Annotated in this window: 24 protein-coding genes; 9 read left to right on the top strand and 15 right to left on the bottom strand. The window is 70.6% G+C overall.

What is annotated here, in order from left to right; all coding sequences use genetic code 11:
* Positions 1-3: 3 nt before the first annotated feature.
* The gene (locus CLV67_RS36310) at positions 4-876 is read left to right on the top strand and encodes a DMT family transporter (RefSeq protein ID WP_170154138.1); all 873 of its coding nucleotides are present in this window, start codon (positions 4-6) and stop codon (positions 874-876) included.
* Positions 877-927: 51 nt separating this feature from the next.
* On the opposite strand, the gene CLV67_RS36305 is transcribed toward CLV67_RS36310, so the two are convergent.
* The 5 genes from CLV67_RS36305 to CLV67_RS36285 all read right to left on the bottom strand — a co-directional run bounded on the left by CLV67_RS36305 (position 928) and on the right by CLV67_RS36285 (position 6279).
* Positions 928-1800, bottom strand: coding sequence for an NAD(P)-dependent oxidoreductase (locus tag CLV67_RS36305; protein ID WP_106326777.1), 873 nt, complete (start codon positions 1798-1800; stop codon positions 928-930).
* 141 nt (positions 1801-1941) lie between these two features.
* A complete protein-coding gene (locus CLV67_RS36300) occupies positions 1942-3222 on the bottom strand; it encodes a CotH kinase family protein (RefSeq protein ID WP_203737463.1) in 1281 nt (426 codons plus the stop codon).
* A 35-nt stretch (positions 3223-3257) separates the two neighbouring features.
* The gene (gene mptB, locus CLV67_RS36295) at positions 3258-4703 is read right to left on the bottom strand and encodes a polyprenol phosphomannose-dependent alpha 1,6 mannosyltransferase MptB (protein ID WP_170154137.1); all 1446 of its coding nucleotides are present in this window, start codon (positions 4701-4703) and stop codon (positions 3258-3260) included.
* Between the two features lie 54 nt (positions 4704-4757).
* Positions 4758-5354 carry a dihydrofolate reductase family protein gene (locus CLV67_RS36290; protein WP_106326772.1) on the bottom strand — a complete coding sequence of 199 codons (597 nt, stop codon included), beginning with the start codon at positions 5352-5354 and terminating at the stop codon, positions 4758-4760.
* 46 nt (positions 5355-5400) lie between these two features.
* A complete protein-coding gene (locus CLV67_RS36285; protein ID WP_106326770.1) occupies positions 5401-6279 on the bottom strand; it encodes a hypothetical protein in 879 nt (292 codons plus the stop codon).
* Positions 6280-6310: 31 nt separating this feature from the next.
* On the opposite strand from CLV67_RS36285, the gene CLV67_RS36280 reads away from it, so the two are divergent.
* A complete protein-coding gene (locus CLV67_RS36280) occupies positions 6311-6880 on the top strand; it encodes a barstar family protein (protein WP_106326768.1) in 570 nt (189 codons plus the stop codon).
* 4 nt (positions 6881-6884) lie between these two features.
* Here the strand turns inward: CLV67_RS36280 and CLV67_RS36275 are convergent, their stop codons facing one another.
* Positions 6885-7676 carry a DUF6807 domain-containing protein gene (locus CLV67_RS36275; protein ID WP_106326766.1) on the bottom strand — a complete coding sequence of 264 codons (792 nt, stop codon included), beginning with the start codon at positions 7674-7676 and terminating at the stop codon, positions 6885-6887.
* Between the two features lie 288 nt (positions 7677-7964).
* Between CLV67_RS36275 and CLV67_RS36270 the strand changes: the two genes are divergently transcribed.
* Complete coding sequence (locus CLV67_RS36270; RefSeq protein WP_239166658.1) at positions 7965-8636, top strand: TetR/AcrR family transcriptional regulator; 672 nt, start codon at positions 7965-7967, stop codon at positions 8634-8636.
* A gap of 25 nt (positions 8637-8661) precedes the next feature.
* On the opposite strand, the gene CLV67_RS52225 is transcribed toward CLV67_RS36270, so the two are convergent.
* On the bottom strand, positions 8662-9132 hold the full coding sequence (locus tag CLV67_RS52225) for an AbfB domain-containing protein (protein ID WP_275414929.1): 471 nt from the start codon (positions 9130-9132) through the stop codon (positions 8662-8664).
* On the opposite strand from CLV67_RS52225, the gene CLV67_RS52220 reads away from it, so the two are divergent.
* Complete coding sequence (locus CLV67_RS52220; RefSeq protein ID WP_170154135.1) at positions 9103-9270, top strand: hypothetical protein; 168 nt, start codon at positions 9103-9105, stop codon at positions 9268-9270. The genes CLV67_RS52225 and CLV67_RS52220 overlap by 30 nt on opposite strands.
* A gap of 1231 nt (positions 9271-10501) precedes the next feature.
* Here CLV67_RS52220 and CLV67_RS36255 read toward each other — a convergent pair.
* The 7 genes from CLV67_RS36255 to CLV67_RS36225 all read right to left on the bottom strand — a co-directional run bounded on the left by CLV67_RS36255 (position 10502) and on the right by CLV67_RS36225 (position 17945).
* Positions 10502-11524, bottom strand: coding sequence for an ABC transporter permease (locus tag CLV67_RS36255; RefSeq protein ID WP_106326759.1), 1023 nt, complete (start codon positions 11522-11524; stop codon positions 10502-10504).
* Positions 11521-12486, bottom strand: a complete 966-nt coding sequence (locus CLV67_RS36250) for an ABC transporter permease (RefSeq protein ID WP_106326757.1) — start codon at positions 12484-12486, stop codon at positions 11521-11523. Before CLV67_RS36250 ends, CLV67_RS36255 begins: the two co-directional genes overlap by 4 nt.
* Positions 12483-14009, bottom strand: a complete 1527-nt coding sequence (locus CLV67_RS36245) for a sugar ABC transporter ATP-binding protein (protein WP_106326754.1) — start codon at positions 14007-14009, stop codon at positions 12483-12485. The genes CLV67_RS36250 and CLV67_RS36245 overlap by 4 nt, the downstream gene beginning before the upstream one ends.
* 64 nt (positions 14010-14073) lie before the next feature.
* Positions 14074-15156, bottom strand: coding sequence for an ABC transporter substrate-binding protein (locus CLV67_RS36240; protein ID WP_106326752.1), 1083 nt, complete (start codon positions 15154-15156; stop codon positions 14074-14076).
* Positions 15157-15433: 277 nt separating this feature from the next.
* Positions 15434-16435, bottom strand: coding sequence for a LacI family DNA-binding transcriptional regulator (locus tag CLV67_RS36235; RefSeq protein WP_106326749.1), 1002 nt, complete (start codon positions 16433-16435; stop codon positions 15434-15436).
* A gap of 101 nt (positions 16436-16536) precedes the next feature.
* On the bottom strand, positions 16537-17223 hold the full coding sequence (locus CLV67_RS36230; RefSeq protein WP_106326746.1) for a hypothetical protein: 687 nt from the start codon (positions 17221-17223) through the stop codon (positions 16537-16539).
* Positions 17220-17945, bottom strand: a complete 726-nt coding sequence (locus CLV67_RS36225) for an ABC transporter ATP-binding protein (protein ID WP_106326743.1) — start codon at positions 17943-17945, stop codon at positions 17220-17222. Before CLV67_RS36225 ends, CLV67_RS36230 begins: the two co-directional genes overlap by 4 nt.
* 124 nt (positions 17946-18069) lie before the next feature.
* Between CLV67_RS36225 and CLV67_RS36220 the strand changes: the two genes are divergently transcribed.
* The 3 genes from CLV67_RS36220 (at position 18070) to CLV67_RS36210 (ending at position 21480) form a co-directional block, all read left to right on the top strand.
* Complete coding sequence (locus CLV67_RS36220; protein WP_170154134.1) at positions 18070-19299, top strand: sensor histidine kinase; 1230 nt, start codon at positions 18070-18072, stop codon at positions 19297-19299.
* Complete coding sequence (locus CLV67_RS36215) at positions 19296-19967, top strand: response regulator (RefSeq protein ID WP_106326738.1); 672 nt, start codon at positions 19296-19298, stop codon at positions 19965-19967. Before CLV67_RS36220 ends, CLV67_RS36215 begins: the two co-directional genes overlap by 4 nt.
* A gap of 100 nt (positions 19968-20067) precedes the next feature.
* Complete coding sequence (locus CLV67_RS36210; RefSeq protein WP_239166657.1) at positions 20068-21480, top strand: flavin monoamine oxidase family protein; 1413 nt, start codon at positions 20068-20070, stop codon at positions 21478-21480.
* Here CLV67_RS36210 and CLV67_RS36205 read toward each other — a convergent pair.
* Positions 21449-22147: an enhanced serine sensitivity protein SseB C-terminal domain-containing protein gene (locus CLV67_RS36205; protein ID WP_146169424.1), complete on the bottom strand. Its 699-nt coding sequence runs from the start codon at positions 22145-22147 to the stop codon at positions 21449-21451. The genes CLV67_RS36210 and CLV67_RS36205 overlap by 32 nt on opposite strands.
* A gap of 125 nt (positions 22148-22272) precedes the next feature.
* Here CLV67_RS36205 and CLV67_RS36200 point away from each other — a divergent pair, with 125 nt between their 5' ends.
* A complete protein-coding gene (locus tag CLV67_RS36200; RefSeq protein ID WP_170154133.1) occupies positions 22273-23601 on the top strand; it encodes an MFS transporter in 1329 nt (442 codons plus the stop codon).
* An 84-nt stretch (positions 23602-23685) separates the two neighbouring features.
* Entirely contained in the window at positions 23686-24876 is a 1191-nt protein-coding gene (locus tag CLV67_RS36195; protein ID WP_106326734.1) for a sensor domain-containing phosphodiesterase, read from the top strand.
* The last annotated feature ends 18 nt before the right edge of the window (positions 24877-24894 follow it).

The raw sequence follows: 24894 nt of genomic DNA, 5'->3' as shown, positions 1-24894 counted from the left end.
GATGTGACTGGAGACCTGCTTCTGCTGGCCGTGGCGATCATCTGGGGCAGCAGCTACCTGGCTGCCCAGACGCTGGTGGTCGCGGGTGGCGTGCTCACCGTACTGGCGCTCCGTTATCTGGTTTCGATGTTCGCCATGCTGCCGCTGATGCTGAAACGGCGGGTGCAGCGAGGCGAGCTGGGCGTCGGTGTGCTGCTCGGCGTCACGCAGGCTTCGATCCTGGTTCTGGAGACGTACGGGGTGTCGCTGACCAGTGCCACCAACGCCGGTGTGCTGATCAGCCTGACGATCCTGCTCACGCCGTTGATGCAGGGCGGGCTGCCACCCCGGTTCTTCCTGGCCGCCGCGACGGCCACCGTGGGTGTGATCCTGCTGGTGGCGGGCCCGGGCCTGCGTACGCCGTCGGCCGGTGACGCGCTGATGCTGGCCGCCGCCGTGGTTCGTGCCGGGCACGTCAACCTGTCGGCGCGGCTCAGCCGGCCGTCGTACGACACGGTCACACTGACCACATTGCAGACCGTCGTCGGCGCGGTCGTCTTCACCGTGGCCGCGTGGCCCTTGACGACCGGTGGATTCGGGACCGGCGAGTGGCTGGGCATCCTGTACCTGGCGCTGGGCTGCAGTGTCTTCGCTTTCGTGGTGCAGCTGTGGGCCATCCGCCGGACCTCCCCTGCCCGGGCCAGTCTGCTGCTCGGCACCGAGCCGGTGTGGGCCGTACTGATCGGAGTCGGTCTCGGCGGCGACCACCTGACGGGGATCGCGCTCGCCGGGATCGGACTGGTCCTGACCGGCGTCTACTGGGGCCAGCGGATAGAACGTTCTGTCCGGGTATCCGACACACCGACCACCCCGACGCCCGCCACCCTCAGCGGATAGAACGTTCTGTCCGGGTATCTGACACACCGACCACCCCCACGCCCGCCACCCTCAGCGGATAGAACGTTCTGTCCGGGACTCCAAGGCCCGCACCACCGCGGCCATGTCCTCCACCCCGTAGCCGGCGCCATTCGTCTCCGCGTACAGGTCCCGGCACAGATCCAGCAACGGCGACACGATCCCCGCCTGCCGGGCCGCGTCCACGACGAGCTCGCTGTTGTACAGCACGTCCCGGATCGCCGCCTGCACCTCGAAGTCCCGGTCCCGCAGCTTGTGCCCCTTGATCCGGGAGACCGCGCTCGCCATCGGGCCGGCGTCCAGGGCAGCGCTCAACGTCGCGAGATCGAGTCCGTGCTGCCGGGCGAAGTGGAACGACTCGGCCAGCCCGGTGACCATGCTGATCAGGAACGTGTTGACGGCCAGCTTCATCAGGAGCGCCCCGGGCACCTCGCCGCAACGCACGATCTCCCGGCACATCGGGCGCAGCACAGCCTCCACGCCCGGATCACCGCCGGCGATCATCACGACCAGGTCTGCGGTCTCGGCCGGGCCGCGTGAGCCGGAGACGGGGGCTTCGACGTACGTCCCCCCGGCACCGGCCACGTCAGCGGCGAGACCTGCCGAGTACGCCGGCGCGGTGGTGCCCATGTGCACGATCGTCCGCCCGCCGGTCAGCTTCGCGAACTCGCCGCTCCCCCGCCGCAGCACCTCGTCGATGACCCGGTCGTTGGCCAGCATGAGGATGACGGTCTCCGCCGCGGCGAACACCTCGGCGGGGTCGGCGGCCACCGTCGCTCCGGCGGCGCGCAGCGGCTCGGCCCGGTGCGGGCTGCGGTTCCACACGATCAGGTCGGTTCCGGCACGGGCCAGGTTGAGGGCCATCGGCTGGCCCATGACGCCGAGCCCCACGAATCCCACGGTCACATCGCCGACGCTACGACGTCACCGCCGCGCCTCCACCGGCCAATTCCGAACCGCTGGACTGCGAAGCCCCGGCCGCGGACGGCCGAGCGGGCACGGAACCGGACGATGTCCGTGCCGAAATGAACGCCGATGAGCGTCCGGTCAGGCGAAGTAGCCCTTGATCGTTGCGGACTCACTGGTGACGGTCTCGGCGCTGATCAGGTCGCTCGCCTCGGCGATAAGTACGGCCGCCCTGCTCTGGAGGATCTCGGCCGCCTTGCCGCTGGTGTAGAGCGAGGTCCTGAGGCCGGTGAGCGCTTCGTCGTACGACTCCTTGAAGGTCTTGTTCGCACTGAAGCGGGTGACCAGGATGTTGCTGCGCGCGCCCATCCGGCCGGCACCGCCGCCGCCCTCGCGGGGAGCACCGCCGCCGCCCTCGCGGGGAGCACCGCCGCCGTTCTTCAAACCGCCGCGACCGCCGCCCATGGCGCCGAAGGTCAGGTTGTGATCCCAGGCGACGACGGTGAACTGATCCTTCTCGGTCGTGTAGCGCAGGTACGAGTTGTTGCCCGGCCCGTCGATGTCGTCGGAGTTCTTGACCAGCTCCTGGAACGCCAGGTAGGTCGCGAACGCGGCCACGTCCAGATGTCTACCGAGATCAGCACCGAACGTGGCGTCGTCGGACTGGTTGATGAACTTGAGGAAGGCGGCGAGCGGCGCGACGTTCGCGTTATCGGTATCGGTCTCCTGGTCGAAGACATCCTTGTAGGCCTCGGCGTCGTCACCGCGGTAGCTGTAGTCGCCGCCGCTCTCCGCCTTGTAAAGGATTCCCGCGGACGGGAAGTTGTCGGCGTCCCATTTGTCGCCCGGGTTCTCCACGATGAGCCGCAGCGCCTCGGTGCCGCCGTTGACGCTGAGCCGGGTGGAGACCGACTTCTGGGTGGCGAGCCCGGCAAGTCCGAGCAGTTCGAGGGCGACCGCCTCGTTGAGTGCGCTGTCGGTGTTGTTGGAGCGGACCACGAACTCGCTGTATCCGCCGAGCTGCTGCCCCTCGGTGTACTTGTCGAGACGTACCAGCCAGGGAAGGTCTTGGGGGTTGCCGGACGAGATGCTGCCGCCCGGCCCGGCCGCTCCCGTCTGGTCGAGTCCTCGCAGCGTCGAGTTTCCCTTGAGCCGCAGCCCGGCCTTCTCGAACGTCGTCCCGTCGATCGTGACGGTCGCCTCGATCCAGGTCTTGTCCTGGTCGTTCAGGTAGGCGTCGATCATCGCGTCGTAGTCGGCCCGCTCGAACGCCAGGTCGATGTCGTGGACCAGGCCGTCATCGAAAATGCCGCTTCCCGCCGATGCGGCGGGCAATTTCGAGCAGCCCCCGACGACGGCCAGGCCGACCACCCCGAGCAGGGCCGCCCCGAAGGATCGGCGGGACATGGAGACAGCGGGCATGCGGGCCATCCTTGAGCGTCACGGAGCGGGACGACTCAAGGAAAGGCCGCCTCCTGAGGATCCGGTTGTGCCGAGGCTGTGCGCCGCCTGATAAACCGGACCACCAGCACTACCAGCAGGACCGTCATCAACGGCGCGCCGGGAAACTTGACGAACCTGGGCAGTCCGCCGCCGTCCGGCAGGACGGAGAACGCCGAGACGATCGCGATCAGCATGAAGGCCTGGGTGCGCAGCGTCGTCGCGGCGAGCAGCGTGAGCGGCCAGAACACGTACCAGGGGTGGAATACGGGCGACAGCAGGACCACGGCGGCCATCGCCACGGCGGCGCCCCGCAAGGCGGTCTTCTCACGGTCGTCGGCGCGAAGGGTTCCGATCAACAGCATGAGGAGTACGGCGCCGAGCGTCACGAGGGCCAGCGCACGCACCGCCGGTACGGCGTCGAAGCCGGGATGCACCAGCTGGCCGGCGTAGGTGAGCGTCATCCCGGCAGCGGTCGGCGGTGACGTGAACTGGATGACCGACGCGCTGCCCTTCATCGCCGGGATCCACCCGAAGCCCAGCCCGCTCGCGAGCGTGACACCGGCCAGCGCCGCCACGGAGGAGCCGCCGACCAGCAGCGCCGGCCGGGGCAGCGCGCGCAGGCCGGCGACCAGCCTCGACGCGGCATTGGCCGCGGGGCGGGCCGCGATCAGGACAGCGAACGGGACGACCACGACGGCGGTCGCCTTCACCGCCACCGCGAGTCCCAGCAGCGCGCCGCCCGTCAGCAGCGGCAATGGGCGCGCGTCTCCCCGTACGACAAGGAAGAGACCGGCCACCAGCAACCCGATCATGACCGCATCGTTGTGGGGCGCGGCCAGCAGATGTGCCCCGACGAGCGGCCCGGCGAGCGCCACCCAGACAGCCCGCCGCGGTTCGATGCCGCAGCGGCGCGCCAGCGCCGGCAGGCAGGCCGCGACCGCGACGACGGCGGCCAGCGTGACCAGCCGGAACATCACGACGATCCCGGTCAGCGAACCGCCCAGCTTCACCGCGGCACCGGCGATGACCAGGAACAACGGGCCGTACGGGGTGACGCTGTCGCGCCAGATCTCGGAGACCATCCCCAGCCAAGTGCAGGGCAGGGCGTTGATCCCGTACGAGTACGGGTCGATGCCGTGCAGGAACATCTCACCCTGGCAGGCGTACGAGTACACGTCCCGGCTGCCCATCGGCGGCACGAACAGGAACGGCAGCAGCCACAGCACCGCCGTCCAGGCCGCCCACCGCAGCGTCGGCACCCGGTCCCGGCCCGACCACCAGGCCCACGCCTGAATCGCCGTCCCGACGACCCAGAGTCCGAGAATGATCGGCCCGAACTCGCTGCGGGCGACCTTCACCGGATCCGTGGCCAGGTCGGCGCCGGGCAGCGCCCCACCGAGCCAGCCGGCCCCGGCGAGCATCAGAGATCCGGCGAAACCCAGCCAGCGGAGGAACGTCACAGCCGTCGAGCTTCGCCTATCGAGGCAAGCCGGTGGGTGCCGGGGTGGCGCAGGTCACCGGACGATCCGGTACCTGACGTGCGTGACCAGCGACGCGGAACGGGAGCCGATCTGCTCCAGATTCAGCGGCGGCACACCGTCGAAGAGGCGCTGGCCGGAGCCGACGGTGACCGGGGAGATCTGCAGGTTCAGCTCGTCGATCAGACCCGCGGCCAGGAACTGGTTGACGGTGGCGGCGCCGCCCGCAATCGCGATGCGGCCGTCGCCGGTGGCCTTGCGCGCCTGGTCCAGGGCCTCGTGGATGCCGCCGGTGACGAAGTGGAAGGTCGTGCCCCCGGCCATCGGCAGGTCCTCGCGGGCGTGGTGGGTGAGGACGAAGACCGGCTTGTGGTACGGCGGGTCGTCGCCCCACCAGCCGGTCCAGGACATGTCCCACTGGCCGCGGATCGGGCCGAACATGTTGCGGCCCATGATGAACGCGTCGGCGTCGACGATCGCGTCGATCTCCGCGCTGTTCTCCTCGGGGGTCTCGAACATCCAGCGGTGCAGCTGGTCGGCCGGGGCGTCACCGAACGGCCGCTCGGCGGTGAGGTTGTCGCCGGCCACGAAGCCGTCGACCGAGACGGAGAGGGATGCGAACACGAACGCCATGACCGAGGTCCTCCTCGAACCGCATGCGAACTGCAACTGATGGTAATCAGACGTCGACGCCGTAACAGCCCTTGAACACGCTGACGTCATCGTCGGCGGACGGCCAGGCGATCACCGCACGGCCCGACACCACCGGGTCCTTCGGGAAGTCGACCCACACCGCGTCGACGCTGAGCTCCCGCGCCACCCGCGGCGCGTTGCACTCGAAGAAGAAGTCGGTCTGCTCGCCGTCCTCGTCGTCCAGGTGCTCCGGCCGCCCGGTCAGTTCCAGCTCGGCCATGACCTGGTGCTCGACCGGCAGCGGTTCACCGGTCGCGGTCTCCGGTTCCAGCGAGCTGCACCAGCGCACGATCTCCCCGCGCACACCGATGAGCCACGAGTCACCGTCGCCACGGCTGCCGTAGTAGTAGGCCTGGGCGTCGCCGTAGCGGGCGCTCAGCTCGGACACCCACTCCCGGACGCGCGGCAGGTCAGGGTCGCAGCTCGGTCCGTACACCAGGGTCCAGCCGTTGATCTCGGGAGAGACGAACACGTGCCGGTAGTACCGCCCCTCCTCGGCGCCGCCATGACCCAGGTGATCGATCAAAACCTGACCCATGGCGTACGTGGAAGGCGCCGTCCGATCCAGTCCGAGCACCCGCAGGATGCCCTCCCGGTCACCACCGCGCACCGCCAGCCAGTGGTCCCAGCAGCCGCCCAGCGAATGCGGCCGGTCACCTGGCCGCTTGATCGCGATGAGCCTCCGCAGCACCGCCAGATCATCCGGGTCCAGGGCCTTCTCCCCGCCCAGCTGGACCAGTGCCTTCAACGCCGCCCGCCGCAGCCGGCCCGGCCCGTGACGCCGGATCGTGCGGATCTCCGGCAGCATCGTCTCGTTCAGCTCACGCCAGGCGTCCCGGCCCAGCACGTCCTCGACGCTCGTCACGGCGTAACGCTAGCGTGCGAGGATCATCGGCGTGGATGCGCCGACCCTGACCCAGCCGCAGGAGCCGTGGGTGGTGTTCACCCGGGCCGACGATCCGTGGGTGCCGGCGGAGGCGGAGCGGCTCCGCGAGCGCGGCGGGGCGGTGGCACGGCTCGACGGGCGGGAGCTGCTGGACAAGCGGTCCCTGATGGCGGCCTTCCGGCGCGGTGTCGACCTGCCGGGTTACTTCAGCGGCAACTGGGACTCACTCGCGGCCAGTCTGCACGAACGGCACGGGCACGGCAGCGCCACCGCTGATCTCGCCGTCCTGATCGACCACGCCGACGAGTTGCTGCACGCCGACCACCTGGGGCTGTTCGTCGCCGTGCTGTGTCAGGGAGCCTGGCAGGCGAACCTGCGCATCGACGCGGACGGCTACCTGGACGTCGACTACGCGCCGCGGAACGCGCTGCACTTCGTGTTCCTGCTCGACGCGACCGATCCGGAGGCTTTCGCCGGGCCCGCCGCCACCGAGCCGGAGGTCCTCACCGCACTCGTCGGCGGCCGGCTGACCGCGACCACCACCGGCCCGGACCACCCCTCCGCCCCGCTGCGGCCCTGACCGGCTACAGGGTGGCGGCCACCTGGGCCGGGGTGAGGGGGCCGTCGGCGATCAGAACCGTGATGTCCCTGGTCAACGGGGTGCCGGGTTTCACGGTCAGGGTGTCCTCGTAGGCGAGGGCGGCGCACACGCCGTTGTAGTCACCCGTGCGGGCGAACCAGCGGTCGGCTCCGGAGAGGCCGGTGAAGACCAGCGTGTACGCGTCGTCGACGGTCATCGCCACCCACGGGTCGGTGGAACCGTGCGGTTCGGTGCCGGACGGGGTGAACGCGACCGCCCGGCCGGGGGTCGCCCGCCAGAAGAAGCCGCCGTAGCCCGCTCCCCCGGTACGGCCGTTGGTGGCGGGACTGCCGATCGTCACCTCGGCCTCGGCGGGGGTGCTCAGGGCGTACGAGAAGGAGAGCCGCCAACCGTGCGGTGCGGGACCGGCGGTGACCGAACGCTGTTCGCGCAGCAGGAGGCGGCCCTCGGCGTCGCACCACCGCAGGTTCTCGGTGTAGCCGCCGGGGACCGGCGTGCGCCCGTCGGACAGCACCCGGCCGTGGTCGTCACGCCAGACGTAACCCTCGTCGCGCACATAGGTGCGGCCGCCCCACACGTTGACGCCGTCGACGTCCTGCATGGTGACCGAGGCGCCGAGGTGCCAGGGGTGGTCCTGCGGATACGCCTCGGTGACGGTGACGCCGCGGAGCGTGCGAACCGGGTGCAGGAACGGGCGCGGGGCCAGCCGGATGTCGACGTCGGGGGTGTCGGGGCACTCGGCCACCACGACATCGTCAACGGTCAACCCGGCCATCAGACCCCTCCTCGCATGCAGGAAAGCGCTTTCCGACACGAACCCTATCCGCGACCCCGACGCCGAGCAAGGCCGCGGTCTCTCGGCGCCGCCAAGCCGGCAGGTCCCGGCGCGTGGGTCAGGACGATGCCGTCGCCGCCCGACGATCCGGCCGACCGGCTGGAACGCTCTGCCGGGCTCGGCGAACCGTCTGATGAGAACGCGCACATCAGGATTTAAGGAAAACCAAAGAAAGCGGTTGCGGAACCACGGCTACCTTGGTTCCGGAACAGCGAAAGGTTTCCAGCGATGGGCGATTCGGACACTGCGACAGCAATCGCCGTCCGGCGTAGCGACCACTACGCCGGCCGGTCCCGTGAACAGCGGGAGGCCGACCGGCGGGACCGGATCGCCGCCGCGGCCGTGCACCTGTTCGCGAGCCGTGACTATGACGAGGTCACGGTCGCGGACGTCTGCGCGCACGCGAAGGTGTCGAAGCGGTACTTCTACGATCACTTCGCCGACCGCGAGGACCTGCTGCTGGCCGTGCACCGGGAGCAGAACGACTGGCTCCTCGGCTCGCTCGTCGAGCTGAGTCCTCCTCGACCGGCCACCGTACGGGAGCTTCTGGACCCGGTGATGCGGGCGCTGGTGCGGCTGCTTGCCGAGAATCCGGAGCGGGCGCGGGTGATCTATGTGAACGCGCCCAAAATGGAACTGCGGCGGCGTGGTCTCCTGCGTGCCGAGGCGGCCATGTTCGGGCGGTTGCTGCGCCCGATGCTGCGCACGAAAGGCGACGAGACTCACGGTGACGACAAGCGCTTCGACCGGACCATGCTGGCGCTGGTCGCGGGCATCTCCGAGGTCATCATCGAGTGGGTGGGCGACGGGATGACCGCACCGGCCGACGAGCTGGCCGACGATCTGAGCAGGCTCGCCGTGGCGATGCTGGAGCGCAGCGAGGCGCCGGGCGGCCGATGACGACCACCCGGCGCTCAGCCGCCGGTCAGGGCGCCCAGGGCGCCGCCAGGTTCCCGACGCTGTCCGCGCTCAGCGTGTGCGGGCGGTTGCCGCCGTTGCCGGCGCCCGCCGCGATCGACACCTGCGACTCGACGTGCCTGACGAACGAGCCGGGCTGGTTGATCGGCTCCAGGCTGACGCCGGTGCCGCCGAGTCCGGGCCGGACGCAGAACGTGGCGTCGGCGGTGAACAGGGCCGATCCCTCGTCAACCGCGAGACGGATCCGGCCGCCGGCGTGCCGCAGGAACCGGCCCGGGTAGTTGACCGACTCGAACGGGTAGCAGGACGAGTCGGACAGGCCACGCCGTACCGTGAAGGTCGCGTCGTTCTTCAGCACCGCGCTGCTGCCCCTGTTGAGATCTCGGTCCGGCCCAGGTCGGAGGCGTGCCGTACGTAACTGTCGGTGTGCCCCACGTGGTGACCTGCGGTGACCGTCGCACGCCGACGGGGAGGACAACCGCTGCGCCGCAGCGCCGGCGCCGAGACGTTTCAGGTGGCGGTCTCGAACCGGGCGATCTGGGCGGCGGTACGGGTCTGGTCGAACGTCGGCGTGGACGGGATGTCCTGCCGGGCCAGCGGGCCGGTCCGGTCTTGAGGTGTCTGCGGAACATGTTGAAGCCCAGGTCCTTGTGCTTCCGCAGGTCGAAGAGCAGCGCCGCGTCGGTGGGCGCGGTGTGAGCCCGTCCGGCCAGAAGCCCTGGTCGAGAGTGCCGGTCTGGAGCACGAACTCGCCGTTGAGGGTCGGGCGGAGCTCGCCGTTGACCAGATTGGTGCCGACCTCGCGCATGCCGAAGTAGTTCGTCACCCGGTCGACCGTGGTCCCGCTGCCGTTCCGCAGCGACACCCGCAGTTGCAGAGGACCGGGTCGTCAGGCGACCATCGCCGCGCGTTCGACACCGGCACGGCGAACTCGGTGAAGCCGCCTGTGGCCGCGCCGACGACCGCCGAGCCGTTCATGGCCTCGGCGAGAACGCTGTGGCCGGTGACGCTTCCGCGCGTGAAGACCCCGTACCCGCGAGGTGTTGTTGATGATGGCGGGGTAGGCATCGACCGAGAAGATCGATGACGTGGCGGTCGGCTCCAGCCAGACCGTCTGCCGGATTCCGGAGGTCGGCGTGTGGAAGATGTTGCTCTGACCGTTGTCGTTGCGCAGGAGGCCGGACAGCGCTGACTCGACCGGATGATGCGCTCGGGCAGCGTCTGCCCGAGCGGCGGCGCAGCGTAACGGCTCCTGTCAGCGGCCGGTCCGGGGAAGGTTTCCGCCGCGCGGCCCGAGGACGCGGGCCGCGCGGAGGCGGGGATGCCGGGACCGCCAGGCCGGGTTCCGTAGGCGCGCTTCCGAGTCGGGGTGTGCGGCTGTCAGTCGTATCTCGGGTCTGGGTTCCCCTGCCCTGAGGTGACTCGGCTGCGGAGCTCGCGGGCCGTCAGGTGTCGGGTGGTCGCGGTCGTGGTCGCAGTCGTGGTCGTGGTCGCGGTCGTGGTCGTGGTCGTGGTCGTCGGCTTGCGTAGGGATGACCGCCGTTTCCCGGTGCTGGACGATCATCGTGGGCTGTTTTCGGGGGCCGGCCCCGTGATATGGCTGCTTCCCGGCCCGGGAAGGGTGCGCCGAACACCGCTGGGTGATCGGGTCGGCCTGGGAAGGGTGCGTGGGGTTCTGCTGGGTGATCAGGTCGGGTCGGGTTGGGTGCATAGGGCATTGCTGGGTGATCAGGTCGGGTCGGGTTGGGTGCGTAGGGCATTGCTGGGTGATCGGGTCGGGTCGGGTTGGGTGCGTGGGCATCGCGCCCGGGGAGTCGGCACGATCGTGAACCTGGCGCAGAGGTGGGCTAATGGACTCGGCGGAGGCGGTTGAGGACGGTCTGGGCGACCACGACGACGGCCAGGAAGGTGCCGCTGATCACCTGCTGCCAGTTGCTGTTCAGGTCACCGACCTGGTTGATCATGTTCTGGATGACGCCGAGCAGCAGCACACCGGCGACCGTGCCGCCGATGCTGCCCGCGCCGCCGGTGAGCAGAGTGCCGCCGATGACGACGGCCGCGATCGCGTCCAGCTCCATGCCGGCGCCGAGGACGGTGACGCCCGAGCCGAGCTTGGCCGCGTTGACGGCCCCGGCAAGACCGGCCAACAGCCCGGACAAGACATAGACCCCGATTTTGGTACGCCGGACCGCGACGCCCATGAGCCCGGCGGCGTCCTCGCTGCCCCCGAGCGCGAACACCGACTGCCCGAAGCCGGTGCGGGCGAGCACCACCATGCCGATCAGCACCAGCAGCGCGGCCAGCCACACCTGGTTGCCGATGCCGAGCAGCGAGCCCGTGCCGAGCGTGCCGAACGCGTCGCTCTCGACGACGTAGGTGGTCGAGCCCTCATCACTGATGGCCCGCATCACGCCCCGGGCACCGAGCAGCGCGGCGAGGGTCACGATGAAGGGCGCCATCCGGGTGTACGCGATGAGCAGCCCGTTGAACAGCCCGATGCCCCCGCACACGGCCAGGGGCACGAGCAGCGCGTACACGAATCCGTACTGGGAGGCCCAGGCCGCGAGCACCCCGCCGAGCACGTACAGCGACCCGACCGACAGGTCGATGCCGCCGGTCAGGATCACGAACGTCATGCCGAGCGCGATCAGCATCGGCGGCGCGGCCGCGACGAGAATCGTGCCGGCGTTGTCGAGGCTGCGGAAGTCGGGGAACACGGCCAGCGCCACGAGCGTGACCGTGACCAGCACGGCGAGCGCACCCTGACGCTGGACGAGCCCGACGATCCGGTCGGTGCGATCGGTCCGCTCCACGCCGTTCGGGCCGGTGGAGCCCGCGGTGGCCGGGACCCCGGCGTTCAGGGTCTTCATCGTGTCGTCCTCTCGCGGGCCACGTAGACGGCGACCAGGATGATGACGGCCTGCGCCATCTCGGCCGTCGACGGGCCCAGGTCGTGCTTGATCATGGTGGCGATCACGAGCTGCATGAGGATCGCGCCGGCGACGGTGCCGACGACCTTGACCTTGCCGCCGGTGAGCGGGGTGCCGCCGACGACCACCGCGGTGATCGCGGACAACTCGATGAGCAGCCCGACCGCGGAGGCGTCGCTGGACTGGATGCGGGCCACCGACAGCAGGCCGGCGATCGAGGCGAGCACCGCACACGTCACGTAGACGGTGATGAGCACCCGCTTGACCGGCAGACCGGCCAGCTCGGCGGCCGGCCGGTTGCCGCCGACGGCGAGCAGGCGGCGGCCGAACACGGTCCGGCGGACCACGAACGCGACGACCAGCACCAGCGCCGCGGCGATCCACACGAGAACCGGCAGTCCGAACAGGTCACCGGAGCCCAGGTAGAGCATGCCGGGGTTGCGGATGTCCTTCAGTTTCCCGTCGGAGACGACCACGGCCAGGCCGCGGCCGCCGACGAACAGCGCGAGCGTGGCGACGATCGGCTGCAACCCGACCCTCGCCACGAGCAGGCCGTTGATCAGGCCGACGGCCAGGCCCGCCACCAGGGACGCGAGGATCGCCGCGACGACGCCGTAGCCGAGGTAGAGCGGGATGAGAGCGGCCGCGAGCGCCATCACGGAGCCGACCGACAGGTCGATGCCCTCGGTGCCGATGACCAGGGCCATGCCGAGGGCGACGATCACGATCGGGGCGACCTGGATCAGCTGGATCCGCAGGTTGCTCACGGTCAGGAAGTACGGGGTGAACACGATGTTGTACGCGATCAGCAGCGCTATGGCGAGGTAGACGCCGTATTCGGGCAGCCATGTCCGTACCCGCGAAAGGTCTGTGGGTCTGGTTTTGATCGTTGTCGTGGTCATGCGGGGCTCTCCGGTGCGGCCGCGGCGATGCTCGCCATGAGGTCTTCGGTGGTGACCCGGTCGCCGGTGAGGTGGCCGACGACGGCGCCGTCGCGCAGCACGACGACCCGGTCGGAGCCCTCGACGAGTTCCTCGGCGTCGGAGGAGACCAGGACGACGCCGAGCCCTTCGGCGGCGAGTTCCTCGATGAGGCTCTGCACCTCGGCCTTGGCGCCGACGTCGATGCCGCGGGTGGGCTCGTCCAGGAGCAGGACCTTCGGGCCGGTGGCGAGCAGCCGGGCGAGCAGGACCTTTTGCTGGTTGCCGCCGGAGAGGTCGCCGACGCGCTGGTCGGGTCCGGACGCCTTGATCCGCAGGCGGGACATGTAACGCTGGACGATCTCGTCGATCCTCGCGTCCGAGACGATGCCGAAACGGCTGGTCTTGGAGAGCACGGCGAGGGCGATGTTGTCGCGTACGGACAGCCCGGCCACGATGCCCTCGGCCTTGCGGTCCTCGGGCTGGACCGCGATGCCGGCCTTGACGGCGCGTTCGGTGGTCGGCCGTTTCAGCGAGACGCCGTCGACCTCCACGGTGCCGCCGTCGAGCGGGTAGGCGCCGCCGATCGCCTTGATCGTCTCGCTGCGGCCGGCGCCGAGAAGGCCGCCGAGGCCGACGACCTCGCCCGGGCGTACGTCGAAGGTGACGTCGTGCAGCTTGGTGCGGCTGGTCAGGCCGTCGACCCGCAGGACCGGGCCCGCACCCTCGGGGGTCTCGTGGTCGCCGCCGAACTCGGTGAAGCCCTGCCGGCGAACCTCGGACATCTCGCGGCCGAGCATGAGCGACACCAGTTCGATGCGTTCGAGGTCGGCCAGTCTGCCGGTGTGCACCAGCCTGCCGTCGCGCAGGATGGTGACCGACTCGCAGATCTCGTACAGCTCGTCCATCCGGTGCGAGACGTAGACGATGCCGATGCCCTGGCCGTGCAGGCGCCGGATGACCGAGAAGAGGGTCTGCACCTCGCGCGGCTCGAGCGAGGAGGTGGGCTCGTCCATGATGACCACCCGCGCGTCGATCATGACGGCGCGGGCGAGGGCGACCATCTGCTGGGCGCCGAGCGGCAGGGTGCCGAGTCGGCGCCGGACGTCGGCGGTGACGCCGTACTCGGCGAGGATCTCGCGGGCCTCGCGTTCCATCCGGCCGCGGTCGATCATGCCGACGGCGTTGCGGGGCTCGCGCCCGAGGAACAGGTTCTGGGCCACGCTCATCAGCGGGATGAGGTTGACCTCCTGGTAGATGGTGGAGATCCCGGCGCGCTGCGCGTCCATCGGCGCGGCGAACGAGCGGGGTTGTCCCTGGTAGTGGATCTCTCCGCGGTCCGGCTGATAGACGCCGGTCAGGACCTTGATCAGCGTCGACTTGCCCGCGCCGTTCTCACCGACGAGCGCGTGCACCTCCCCCGGCTGCAGGGTGAACGAGACCCCGTCCAGCGCCTTCACGCCGGGGAAGGTCTTGGAGACGTCGACGACCTCGAGCAGCGCCATCCGGCGACCGCCTTCCCTGTTGCGGGCCCGGCGACCGGACGGATCCGGTCGCCGGGCCGGGCGGTCAGTACGCGCTGTTCAGGTCGGTCTTGGCGTTGCTGGCGTCGTAGGCGCGGTCGGAGATGATGATGTCCTGGCCGACCGGCTCACCGGCGAAGAACTTGGTGGCGGTCTCGAAGGCCAGCGGGCCGAAGCGCGGGTTCGACTCGATGACGGCGTTGATCCAGCCGTCGACGATGCCCTGGACGGCGCCCTTCGTACCGTCAATGGAAACGATCTTGACGTCGCCGGCCTTCTTGCCGGCTCCCTTGAGCGCCGTCACGGCGCCGAGTGCCATCTCGTCGTTCTCGCCGTAGATGCCGTTGATGTTCGGGTTGGACTGCAGCAGCTGCTCGGCGACCTTCTGGCCCTCCTCGCGGGAGAAGTTGCCGGTCTGCTCGAAGGTGACCTTGATGTCCGGGGCGATCTTGGCGATCTGGTCCTTGAAGCCGCTGGTCCGCAGGGTGGTCACGTTGTTGCCGGGCGCACCCAGCAGGATCGCGACCTCACCCTTGTTGCCGAGCGCCTTGGCCATCTCGTCGGCGGCGCGCTTGCCCTGCTCGGCGAAGTCGGAGCCGATGAACGTCAGGTAGTCCTTGCAGGCGGTGGCGTTGATCTTGCGGTCGATCGTGACGATCGGGATCTTCTTGGCCGACGCCTTGGCGAACACCGAGTCCCAGCCGTCGGAGTTGAGCGGCGCGATCACCAGCAGCTGCACGCCCGAGTCGATCATCTGCTCGACGTCGCTGATCTGCTTGTTGAACTGTGAGTTCGCGTTCGTCGTCGTGAGGTTCGTGATGCCGAGCTTGGCGGCCTCGTCCTGGATGGACTGCGTCTCGGCGATCCGGAACGGGTTGGCCTCCTTCTCCGACTGGGAGAAGCCGACCTTGGCGGTCTTCAGGTCCACCTTGGTGCCGCCGAACTGGTCGAGGGTGCAGGTCGCGGCGCCGGGTGCGGCGGACTGAACGGCCTGGGTGGCGGCCGGCGCGGATCCGGCGCCGGCGGTGGAGGCGGGTTCCTCGGACTTGGCGCAGGCCCCGGACATCGCGGCAAACAGGACGGTCCCGAGCAGGACGGCCGCCCGGCTCCGGTTCGATCGAACGTTCATGTGGACGACTCCTAGCGAGAGAAACGGCCGTGAGAGAGCGATTACCGGCTGCGGTTCACACATTCACGCATCATCGAACTTTTTCTGTCAAGGACTTGCGTGCTCACCTAACTGAAACGAACATGTTCCTGTTAAGAGTCTTACCCGAGGGTCAGGTGGGAGCGCCATGCGGGCACGCAGAACGGCCGCCCACCCAGGCAGCTCTCGCCCGGCGGCGGCACGCAGAACGGCCGCCCACCCCGGGACGGGGCGGGCGGCCGTGGACGGTCGCGTCAGGTCAGCGCAGCGGCGCCGTGGACTCCCGGGTGATCAGGCGGACCGGGAACGTCTCCACTCCGGAGCCGGTCACGCCGTCCATCGCCGCGGACAGGCGCTGCGCGGCGATGCGGCCCAGATGCTCCAGGTTGTGGTCGATGGTGGTCAGCGGCGGACGCGAGTTGACGGCCAGCACACTCCAGTTGTCGAACCCGATCACGGCCACCCGCGACGGCACATCGATGCGCTCCTCGTGCAGCACATCGAGCACGCCACGCGCTATCTCGTCGGAACCCGCGAAGATCGCGTCCACCTCGGGGCAACGGTCCAGCAGCATCCGCGTCGCACCCCGCCCCCACGCCTCGGACCACATACCGAACCAGACCTCGCCGCCGGCCAGCTCCAGGCCCTCCTCGGTGAGCCGCTCCACCGCCCCCCGGGCCCGGTCCTGCGCCGCGCTGTAACCCGGGTCGCCGGTGATGTGCGCGATCCGGCGGCGTCCGCAGCGGATCAGGTGGTCGACCGCGGTGCGGCCGCCGCCCACGTTGTCGGTGATCAGCGACAGGTCGGCCGGATCGTCCGACGGCGCGTACGCATACACCACCGGAACCGGCAGGTCACCCAGCGACGGCCGGGTGTCGGGCCGGGCACCGACCACTATCAAACCGTCCACCCGCCGCGACAGCAGCGCGCGCAGGTGGTGTTTCTCGCGGATGGCGTCGCCCCGGGCGTCACAGAGGAACACCGACGTCTGGTCGGAGCCGAACGCGTCCTCGGCGCCCATCAGGATCGGGATCGAGAACCGGCCCTCCAGGTCGGACGTGAGCAGGCCCACCGTGCCGCTGCGCTGGGTGATCAGGCCCTGGGCCAGCGTGTTGGGCGAGAAGGAGAGCTGCTCGGCCGCACGGACGACCCGCTCGCGGGTCTCGGCGCGCACCTGAGGCTGACCGTTGAGCGCCTTGGACGCGGTCGCGACCGAGACCCCGGCGAGCTTGGCGACGTCGCGAAGAGTGGCCCTTGACAAGAAATCTTCTCCCGCATCACATTCTTGAAAACCTTTTCGGAACACTGATCTGATGGTCAGCCTAGCCCAGCGGCAGCAACTCCGAAACACGCGGGAACCGGTCAGACGTCACGCCGATGATGAACGACCAACGCCGCACCGAGTACCGCGATAGGCCACAGGAGATAGGACAGCCACGCCGCGCCGGCCGACGTGTACAGGTCACCGACCGCTTCCGCGGGCCCGTAAGCGAGCGTCAGCCGCTGCCACGCCGGCAGGATCATCGCGTGGTGCAGCGCTCTGACCACCACGTTGTCGCCGGTCAGCAGTTGCGGAAGCGCCACCAGCAGCAGGATCCCGGTCACGTAGACCGCTCCGGCCTGACGCAGCAGCACCGCCAGCCCGAGACCCACGATCGCGCAGACCGGGCCGACCAGGACCGCTCCGGACAACTCCCCCGGCGTCACCGACACCGTGCCGTCGACCACCAGCGAACCCGCCGCGGCCAGCGCGCCGACCACGGTCCACACGGCAGCCTGCACCACGGCCTTGGCCAGGACCACGTGCGAGCGAGCCGGTACCGCCACCGCGGTGGCCCGGATCAGCCCGCTGGCGTACTCCCCGACCATCGACGCGGCGCCCGAACTCGTCGCCGCCACGATCAGCACCAGATAACCGGCGAGCGGGAACACCCCGTCGCGGTCGATCGCCGCCGCGACCAGGACGGCGGCGACGGTCAGCGCCGCCGACCACCACGTCGACCGCAGCGAGCGGGTCTTCAGCCACTCCGACGCGACCAGACCGGTCATCGGGCACCCCCGGCACGGTGGTCGACACTGCCCTCGGTCAGCGCGAAGAACGCCTCCTCCAGCGAACCGGCGGAACCGGTCAGCTCCGTCACCGGGCCGCACGCCAGCAGCCGGCCCTGCCCGACGACCACAAGCTCGTCGGCCGTCGCCGCCATCTCACCGATCAGGTGACTGGACAGGAACACCGTGCGGCCCTCGGCGGCCAGCCGCCGGAACAGCCCACGCGCCCAGCGCACCCCCTCCGGGTCCATCCCGTTCACCGGCTCGTCGAAGATCAGCACCGGCGGGTCGCCGAGCAGCGCCGTCGCCACCCCGAGGCGTTGCCGCATCCCGAGCGAGAAGGTGCCCACCCGACGGCCGGCCACCCCGGACAGTCCGGTCTCGCCCAGCACCTCGTCGACCCGGCGCCGGGACAGGCCGTTGCCTCTGGCCAGGGCGGCGAGATGCACCGCGGCGGTACGCCCGGGGTGCGCCTGCTGGGCGTCGAGCAGCGCACCGGCGTGCCGCAGCCCGCGCCGGTGCGACCGGAACGGGACACCGCCGATGGTGGCGCTGCCGCCGGTGGGCGAGTCGAGGCCGAGCAGGACCCGCAGCGTGGTGGTCTTTCCGGCGCCGTTGGGCCCGAGGAAGCCGGTGACCCGGCCGGGCCGGGCGGTGAAGGACAACCCCGCCACGGCGGTGATAGCCCCGTATCGCTTGACGAGATCTTCGACGTGAATCATGCCGACCACGATCGCCCCCGGCGGTACTGATCGTCATCGGCCCGTGGCACCCGCCGGCCTCATACCGTGGTAGTCGTTCCGTGGTCGGATGGCGGCGGACCGGCCCGCGGATACGATCAGCCGCATGCCCTCACCGCTGCGGATCCGCCGCCTGCCGCTTGCCGGCTGGGTGGCGCTGTGCTGGGCGATCTCGGCCTTCAGCACGCTGCGGGCCCACCTCGGGCTTCCGGGGATGCCCACCGGTCTTCCGGCGCCGCCCGCCTGGCGCTGGGCCGTGATCGCGGTGGCGGTGGCCGCGGCCGTCGTGGCGTGCCGGCTGATCCGCACCCGGCCGCTGCTCGCGCTGTGTCTTCTGGCCACGGCTCCCGTCGCGCTGATCCTGGCGGTCGGACACGACGGTCTCGCCAACGGCGAGGACCAGCTGTTGGCCCAGTTCCTGCTCGGTGCCGACATCGTGCTCGGTTACCTGGTGGCCACCCGACCACCGTGGACCTGGGCGGTCGCGCTCGTCCCGATCCTCGGCGCGCTACCGGTGACCCTCCGGCTCGGTGATCTCCCGCAAGCATGGACCGGCTGGACGGCGTTCGTGGTCCTGCCTCTGGTGGTGGCCTTGCTGCTGGGGTACTCGATCCGGCAGGCTCACGACTACGCGCTGCGCCTCAGCGAACAGGCCGCCGCCCAGAGTGTGATGGCCGAACGGCTGCGCATCTCCCGCGAGCTCCACGATCACGTCGCCCACAGCGTCGGCGTCATCGCCCTGCAGGCCGGAGCGGCGGCCCGGGTCATCGGCACTCAGCCCGAACGCGCCCGGGACTCGCTGCTCCACATCGAGTCGACCAGCCGTGAGACCCTCGCCGGTCTGCGCCGCATGCTCAGCGGCCTGCGGATGCCCCACGACGAGGACGCGCCCCTGCGGCCCGCGCCCACCCTGGCCGACGTCGGTGACCTGGTCCGGTCCGCCGAGGGTTCCGGCGTCGACGTCCGGGTCGACTGGGCGGGGCGGCGCCGGCCCCTGCCCGCCGACGTGGAACTCTCCGCGTACCGGATCATTCAGGAGTCACTGACCAACGTGCTGCGCCATGCCGATGCCGCGACCTGCAGGATCTCGGTCGAATACCGGTCCGCCGACCTGCGGATCGAGGTCGTCGACGACGGGCACGGCCCGCACCACGGCGGCAGCGCCGATGGCGGATTCGGGCTGATCGGCCTGCACGAGCGGGCCGCCCTGTTGGACGGGGCACTCACGGCCGGCGCCCGGGCCGAGGGCGGTTTCCGGGTCGCGGCCCACCTGCCGATCGATCCCGGTGATCCCGGCGGTCCGGGTGAGGCGCGGGCCGGGGCGGACCGGACGTGACGGTTCGCGTGCTGCTCGCCGACGATCACGCACTCGTCCGGACAGCGCTTCACATGGTTCTCACCGACGCTGACGGCATCGAGGTCGCGGGCGAGGCGGAGACCGGCGCCGACGCGGTCCGTCTCGCCCGTGACCTGCGGCCTGACGTCATCCTGATGGACATCCGGATGCCCGGGATGGATGGTATCGAGGCCACCCGGCAGATCATCGGTACCGGTCCGGCCGCAGACGACGATCGGCCTCCCCGGATCGTCGTGCTCACCACTTTCCCCGACGACGGCTACGTCTACGGCGCACTGCAGGCCGGCGCCTCCGGATTCCTGGTCAAGGACATGGCGCTCGACGACATCGTGGCCGCCATCCGGGTGGTCGCGGCAGGTGACGCGCTCATCGCGCCGAGCGTCACCCGCAACCTGATCCGGATGCTCGCCGGCCGTCCCCCGGAAGCGGCCGTGGCCGCACCCGACCTCGACGGCGTGACCGATCGGGAGCGTGAGGTGCTGACGATGATCGGGCTCGGCGCGACCAACTCCGAGATCGCCGAACGCCTGCACATCACCATGCCCACCGTGAAGACGTACGTCGGCCGGCTGATGACCAAACTCGCCGCCCGCGACCGGGTCCAGCTGGTGATCGCCGCCTACCGGGCCGGCCTGGTGAGCCCCTGACCGGATAGCTGGTGAGCTCCTGACCGGATAGATTGACGGGGTTACTGACCGTTCGAGTCGGCGCCGTGGTGGTAGGTGGGTGCGCTGACGGGTTCGCTGTGTGGCGAACCTGGACACCCACCAGGAGATTCTTGTGCACCATCACGTGGAAGTCGTCGTCGTGGGCGCCGGGCTGGCCGGGCTCGCCTGCGCCCGGGAACTCTCCCGCCGCGAGATCGGCGTCATCGTCTGCGAGGCACGCGACCGGGTCGGCGGGCGCGTCGACAGCGTTCTCATCGACGGCGAGCGCGTCGAGCTCGGCGGACAGTTCGCCGGGCCGGGCCAGGACCGGGTCCACGCTCTCGCGGCCGAACTCGGGGTGCCGGTGTTCCGCACCCACACGGCCGGGGTTCACCTGGTCGAACACGAGTCCGGCCGGACAGGGCGGTTCCGGGGCGTCGTGCCGCGGCTGTCACCGGCGGCGATGCTGGACTTCGCGCAGGCCGAGGCCCGGTTCGAACGGCTCGCCCGGACCGTCGACCCCGAGGTGCCGTGGCGGGGTCCGGCTGCGGACCGCCTGGACGGGGTGACGCTGGAGTCCTGGATCCGCCGGACCCTGCTGACCCCGGCCGGGCGGCGACTGTTCGCCCTGGCCACACGGCTGCTGTGGGCCTGTGAACCGGCCGAGTTGTCGCTGCTGCACGCGCTCTTCTACGTACGGGCGGCCGGCGGGCTGCGTGCCGTCATGGCCACCGACGGCGGGGCGCAGCAGGACATGCTCGACGGTGGCGCGCACCTGCTGGCCGTACGCATGGCCCGGGATCTCGGTGATCGGGTCCGGCTCGGCATGCCGATCCGGCGGATCGCCCAGGACGACGCCGGTGTCGTCGTCACGGCCGCCTCCGGGGTGAGCGTGCGGGCGGACCAGGTGGTCGTCGCGGTCCCGCCGACACTCGCCGGGCGCATCGTGCACGAGCCCGCGCTGCCCGCCGCGCGGGACGCTCTGACCCAGCGCCTCGCCATGGGCAGCACGATCAAATGCATGATCGTGTACGCCGCGCCGTTCTGGCGCGACGCGGGGCTCAGCGGTCACGCGCTCAGCCTGCGCGGGCCGCTCGCCGCGGTGGCTGACAGCGGTTCACCCGCCGGACGGCACGGCGTGCTGGCCGGTGTCCTGGAGGGCGCGGTGGCACGCCGTCTCGCCGGCCGGTCCGCCGAGGAGCGCCGGGGCCTGGTGCTCGACGAGCTGGTGCGGCTGTTCGGTCCGGCGGCCGCCCGGCCGGTCGCATACGTCGAACGGGACTGGAACAGCGAGGAGTACACCCGCGGCGCGTATGCGGCGCTGTTCCCGCCGGGCGCGTGGACCGCCTACGGACCGGCGTTGCGGGCACCGGCCGGCCGCGTGCACTGGGCCGGTGCCGAGACGGCGACCCGCTGGTACGGCTACATGGACGGCGCGATCCGCTCCGGCGAGGACGCCGCCGCGGCGGTGGCACCACGGGTCACCGGTGGTAGAACGCCTGTGTCCGGGTGAGCATCCACGTGGCCACCGAGCTCTGCTCGTCCAACGGCAGGACCTCGATGTCGTTCGGGACGGGACTCACCCGGGAGGCGTAGTCGACGGCGGCGCGCACGTCGCGCTGCCAGGTGGGGACGCGACGGTCGGGGCGGACACCGATCATCAGGGTGCCGGGGCCGTCGTCGATGCTGCGCAGCGCCCGCCGGGCCTCGATCACGCCGGAACTGGCCCGGAAGCCGCCGATCAGGGCGTCGAGCAGGTGGTACGGCTCGGGGCGGGGCACACCGAGCAGGATGCGCGAACTCGTGTCCCGCCGGTGGCCGCGCAACCTGCCGATCCGCTCGGCGGCCACCGGCACTGCGGTCGCCGAGCCCGGGTTGACGACGAAGCCCAGTTCGGCGGGGATCCGGTCGGCCAGCTGGCGGCCGGTGAGCCGGATCTGCCTGCGGTTGCCCGCGCCGGCCTTGGCCAGCTGCTCGGCGGAGGTATAGACGATCACGTATGGCTCGCCGCCGATGGTGGTGATGGGCAGTTGCCCGCCGCCGCCTGCCGAGCCGGATGGATCGGACGGCAGGGGAACCCACACCGGGTGGTCGGCCAGCGCGGCCAGCAACGCCTCGGGCGGTGACTCTCCGCGCCGTACATGAAGGAGGGTGGTTTCCAGAGTGTTGGCAGGAAACAAGGTCGACTCCGTCCTGTCGGCGTCCCCACCCTGGTGTACGCGCTGTCACCGGAGGCGGTTCACCCGCTCGGGTGACAGAGTGGCGGGTGAGGGCTGGAGGTCCCGCGACGGGGGAGGAACAGTGCATGACTGACGTACTGGTGCGGTCACCGGCCCGCTCCTGGGCGCTCGCCCTGATGCTCGGGAGCGCCTCGTTCCTGGTGCTCTTCGACAGCCTGGCGGTCGCCACGGCGCTGCCGGCCATCGGCGACGAGTTCGGGCTGCGGCCCGGCGTCCTGCAGTGGGTGATCAGTCTCTACTCGCTGTCCATCGGCGCCTTCCTGGTTCTCGGCGGCCGGGTGTGCGATGTGTGGGGACGCCGCCGGGTCATGCTGGCGGGCCTGGCGGTGTGCACCGGCGCCGGGCTGCTGGCCGGGCTCGCGCCGAACCTTCCCGTGCTGCTCGCCGGTCGGGCGCTGCAGGGCATGGCCGCGGCGTTCGCCCTGCCCGCCGCGCTCTCCGCGGCCGGCGGCGAGTTCGACACCGAACCGTGGCGCAGCCGGGTGTTCTCGGTGATCGCTTTCGCGGCCTGGTCGGCCGGGCTGGCCGGCGCCATGCTCGGCGGGGTGCTCACCACCCGGCTCGGGTGGCGCTGGGTGTTCCTGGTGACCGTGCCCGTCGGGGTGATCGCGCTGCTGGGCGCCCGGATCCTGTTGCCCCGGGACCGGCCGGGCACGGCGTCCGGCCGGCGGCTCAACGCGACGAGCGCCGTGCTGGTCAGCAGCGGACTGGTCGTGCTTCTGCTCGGTCTGCAGGAGAATTCCCCGCTCCTCGGGCTCGGCGGGCTGGCCCTGCTGGCGCTCATGGTCGTGGTGGAACGGCGGTCTGCCCACCCGATGGTGAATCCCGGCCTGCTCGCGTCACGGCGTCGCGCCGGCAGTTATCTGGCGTTCGGCACGTACTGCGCCGGGTACACCGCCCTGGTCGTGATCGGCAGCCTGGCCCTGCAGGAGAGGTACGGGCTCACGGCCGACGCGGCCGGCCTGGCGCTGTCGCCGGTCCTGGTGGGCGGCGCGATCAGCTCGACGCTGGCCCCGCTGCTGATGCGCAGGTTCAGTGCGCGCACGATCGTGGTGACGGCCATGGCGTTGTGCGCGCTGGCGCTGACGCTGATCGCCCTCAGCGACAGCGTGCCGCAACTGCTGCCGTGGCTGCTGCTGTGGGGTCTCGCCTCCGGCCCGATCTTCGTGGGGCTCACCCGTGAGTGCATCAGCGACGCTCCGGAGGACGACCGGGGGACTGCTTCGGCGCTGTTCGAGTCGATGAGCCACATCGGCGGGGCGATCGCGGTGGCCGCCTTCATGACGATGCTCGGCGCGGGCATCGCCTTCCGTCCGGTGGAGCTGACCGGCGCCGTCGTGGTGGCGGCCGGTGCGCTGCTGACATTGCTGGTCGTGCCCGGACGCCGATCGTAGGGGACCGGAAAGCTCAGACCGCCGTTCCTCCGGCCGATGTCGGAGTCCTCGGCCGGACGACACCCGGTCGCGGGAGGCGAAGAGATGTCAACCTCGACGGCGCACGACGTGACGACGCCCGTCGATCCGGAAATCGACCGGTTGCTGGCCCTGGCACGGCTGCATCTGGGCATGGAGGTCGCCTGGCTGTCGGCGTTCACCGAGGGCGAGCAGGTCATCGTGGCCGCCGACGGTGAGACGGCGGCGATGAACGTCGAGCTGATGACCGGCACCGCCCTGGACGGCTCCTTCTGCACCAGGGTCCTGGCCGGAACCCTGCCGGAGGTCGTCACCGACGCCCGTTCCCACCCGGTCACCCGCGACCTGGCGGTCACTCGGGACCTCAACATCGGCTCCTACGTCGGGGCTCCCTGGCACGGCGCCGACGGAACAGTCCTCGGCATGCTGTGCTGCCTCAGCCGGCACGCCGATCAAAGACTGACAGAGCAGGACGCCCGATTCGTACGGATGCTCGCCGACCTGATCAGCGATCACCTGAGCAGCCCGGCCGCCCTGGCACGCCACCTCACCCGCCGATCCGAGGCGTCCGTGCGCGAGGTGCTGCAAGCCGGAGCCGTACACACGGTCTTCCAGCCGATCGTCAGCCTTCGCACCGGTGCGCCGGTGGCCTTCGAGGCACTGTCACGCTTCGACCCGATGGTGTTCGCCACCCCGGACCGGGCGTTCGCCGCCGCCGCCCGCTGTGGACTCGGCGCCGAACTCGAGCTGCTGGCCGTACGCCGCGCCCTGGAGATCCTCGACCGGCTGCCACCGGGGATCCGCCTGAACCTGAACCTGTCCCCGGAGGTCCTGACGGCCGCCGGCACCGAGCGGCTGCTGCTGGACCACGCCGGGCACGATCTCGGTGTCGAGATTACCGAGCATGCCCAGGTCTACGACTATCCCGGGCTGCTCGCCCACACCCGGGCGCTGCAGGCCGCCGGGGTGCAGATCCTCGTCGACGATGCCGGTGCCGGCTTCGCCAGCCTCAGCCACATCCTGCGGTTGCGGCCCGACATCATCAAGCTCGACATCTCGCTGGTACGGGACATCGACACCGACCTCGTACGGCAGACCATGGCCCGATCGCTCAACATGTTCGCGACCGAGACCGGAGCCGCCCTGATCGCCGAAGGCATCGAGACCGCCACGGAACTCGACACCCTGCGCGGGATCGGCGTCGCCTACGGGCAGGGCTACCTGTTCGGCCTGCCCGGCCCTGTACCGAGCACGTAGGCACGCCGGAGGCGGCGC

Source organism: Actinoplanes italicus, assembly GCF_003001815.1.
Classification (GTDB): domain Bacteria; phylum Actinomycetota; class Actinomycetes; order Mycobacteriales; family Micromonosporaceae; genus Actinoplanes; species Actinoplanes italicus.
This window is presented reverse-complemented; position numbering and strand designations above follow the sequence as displayed.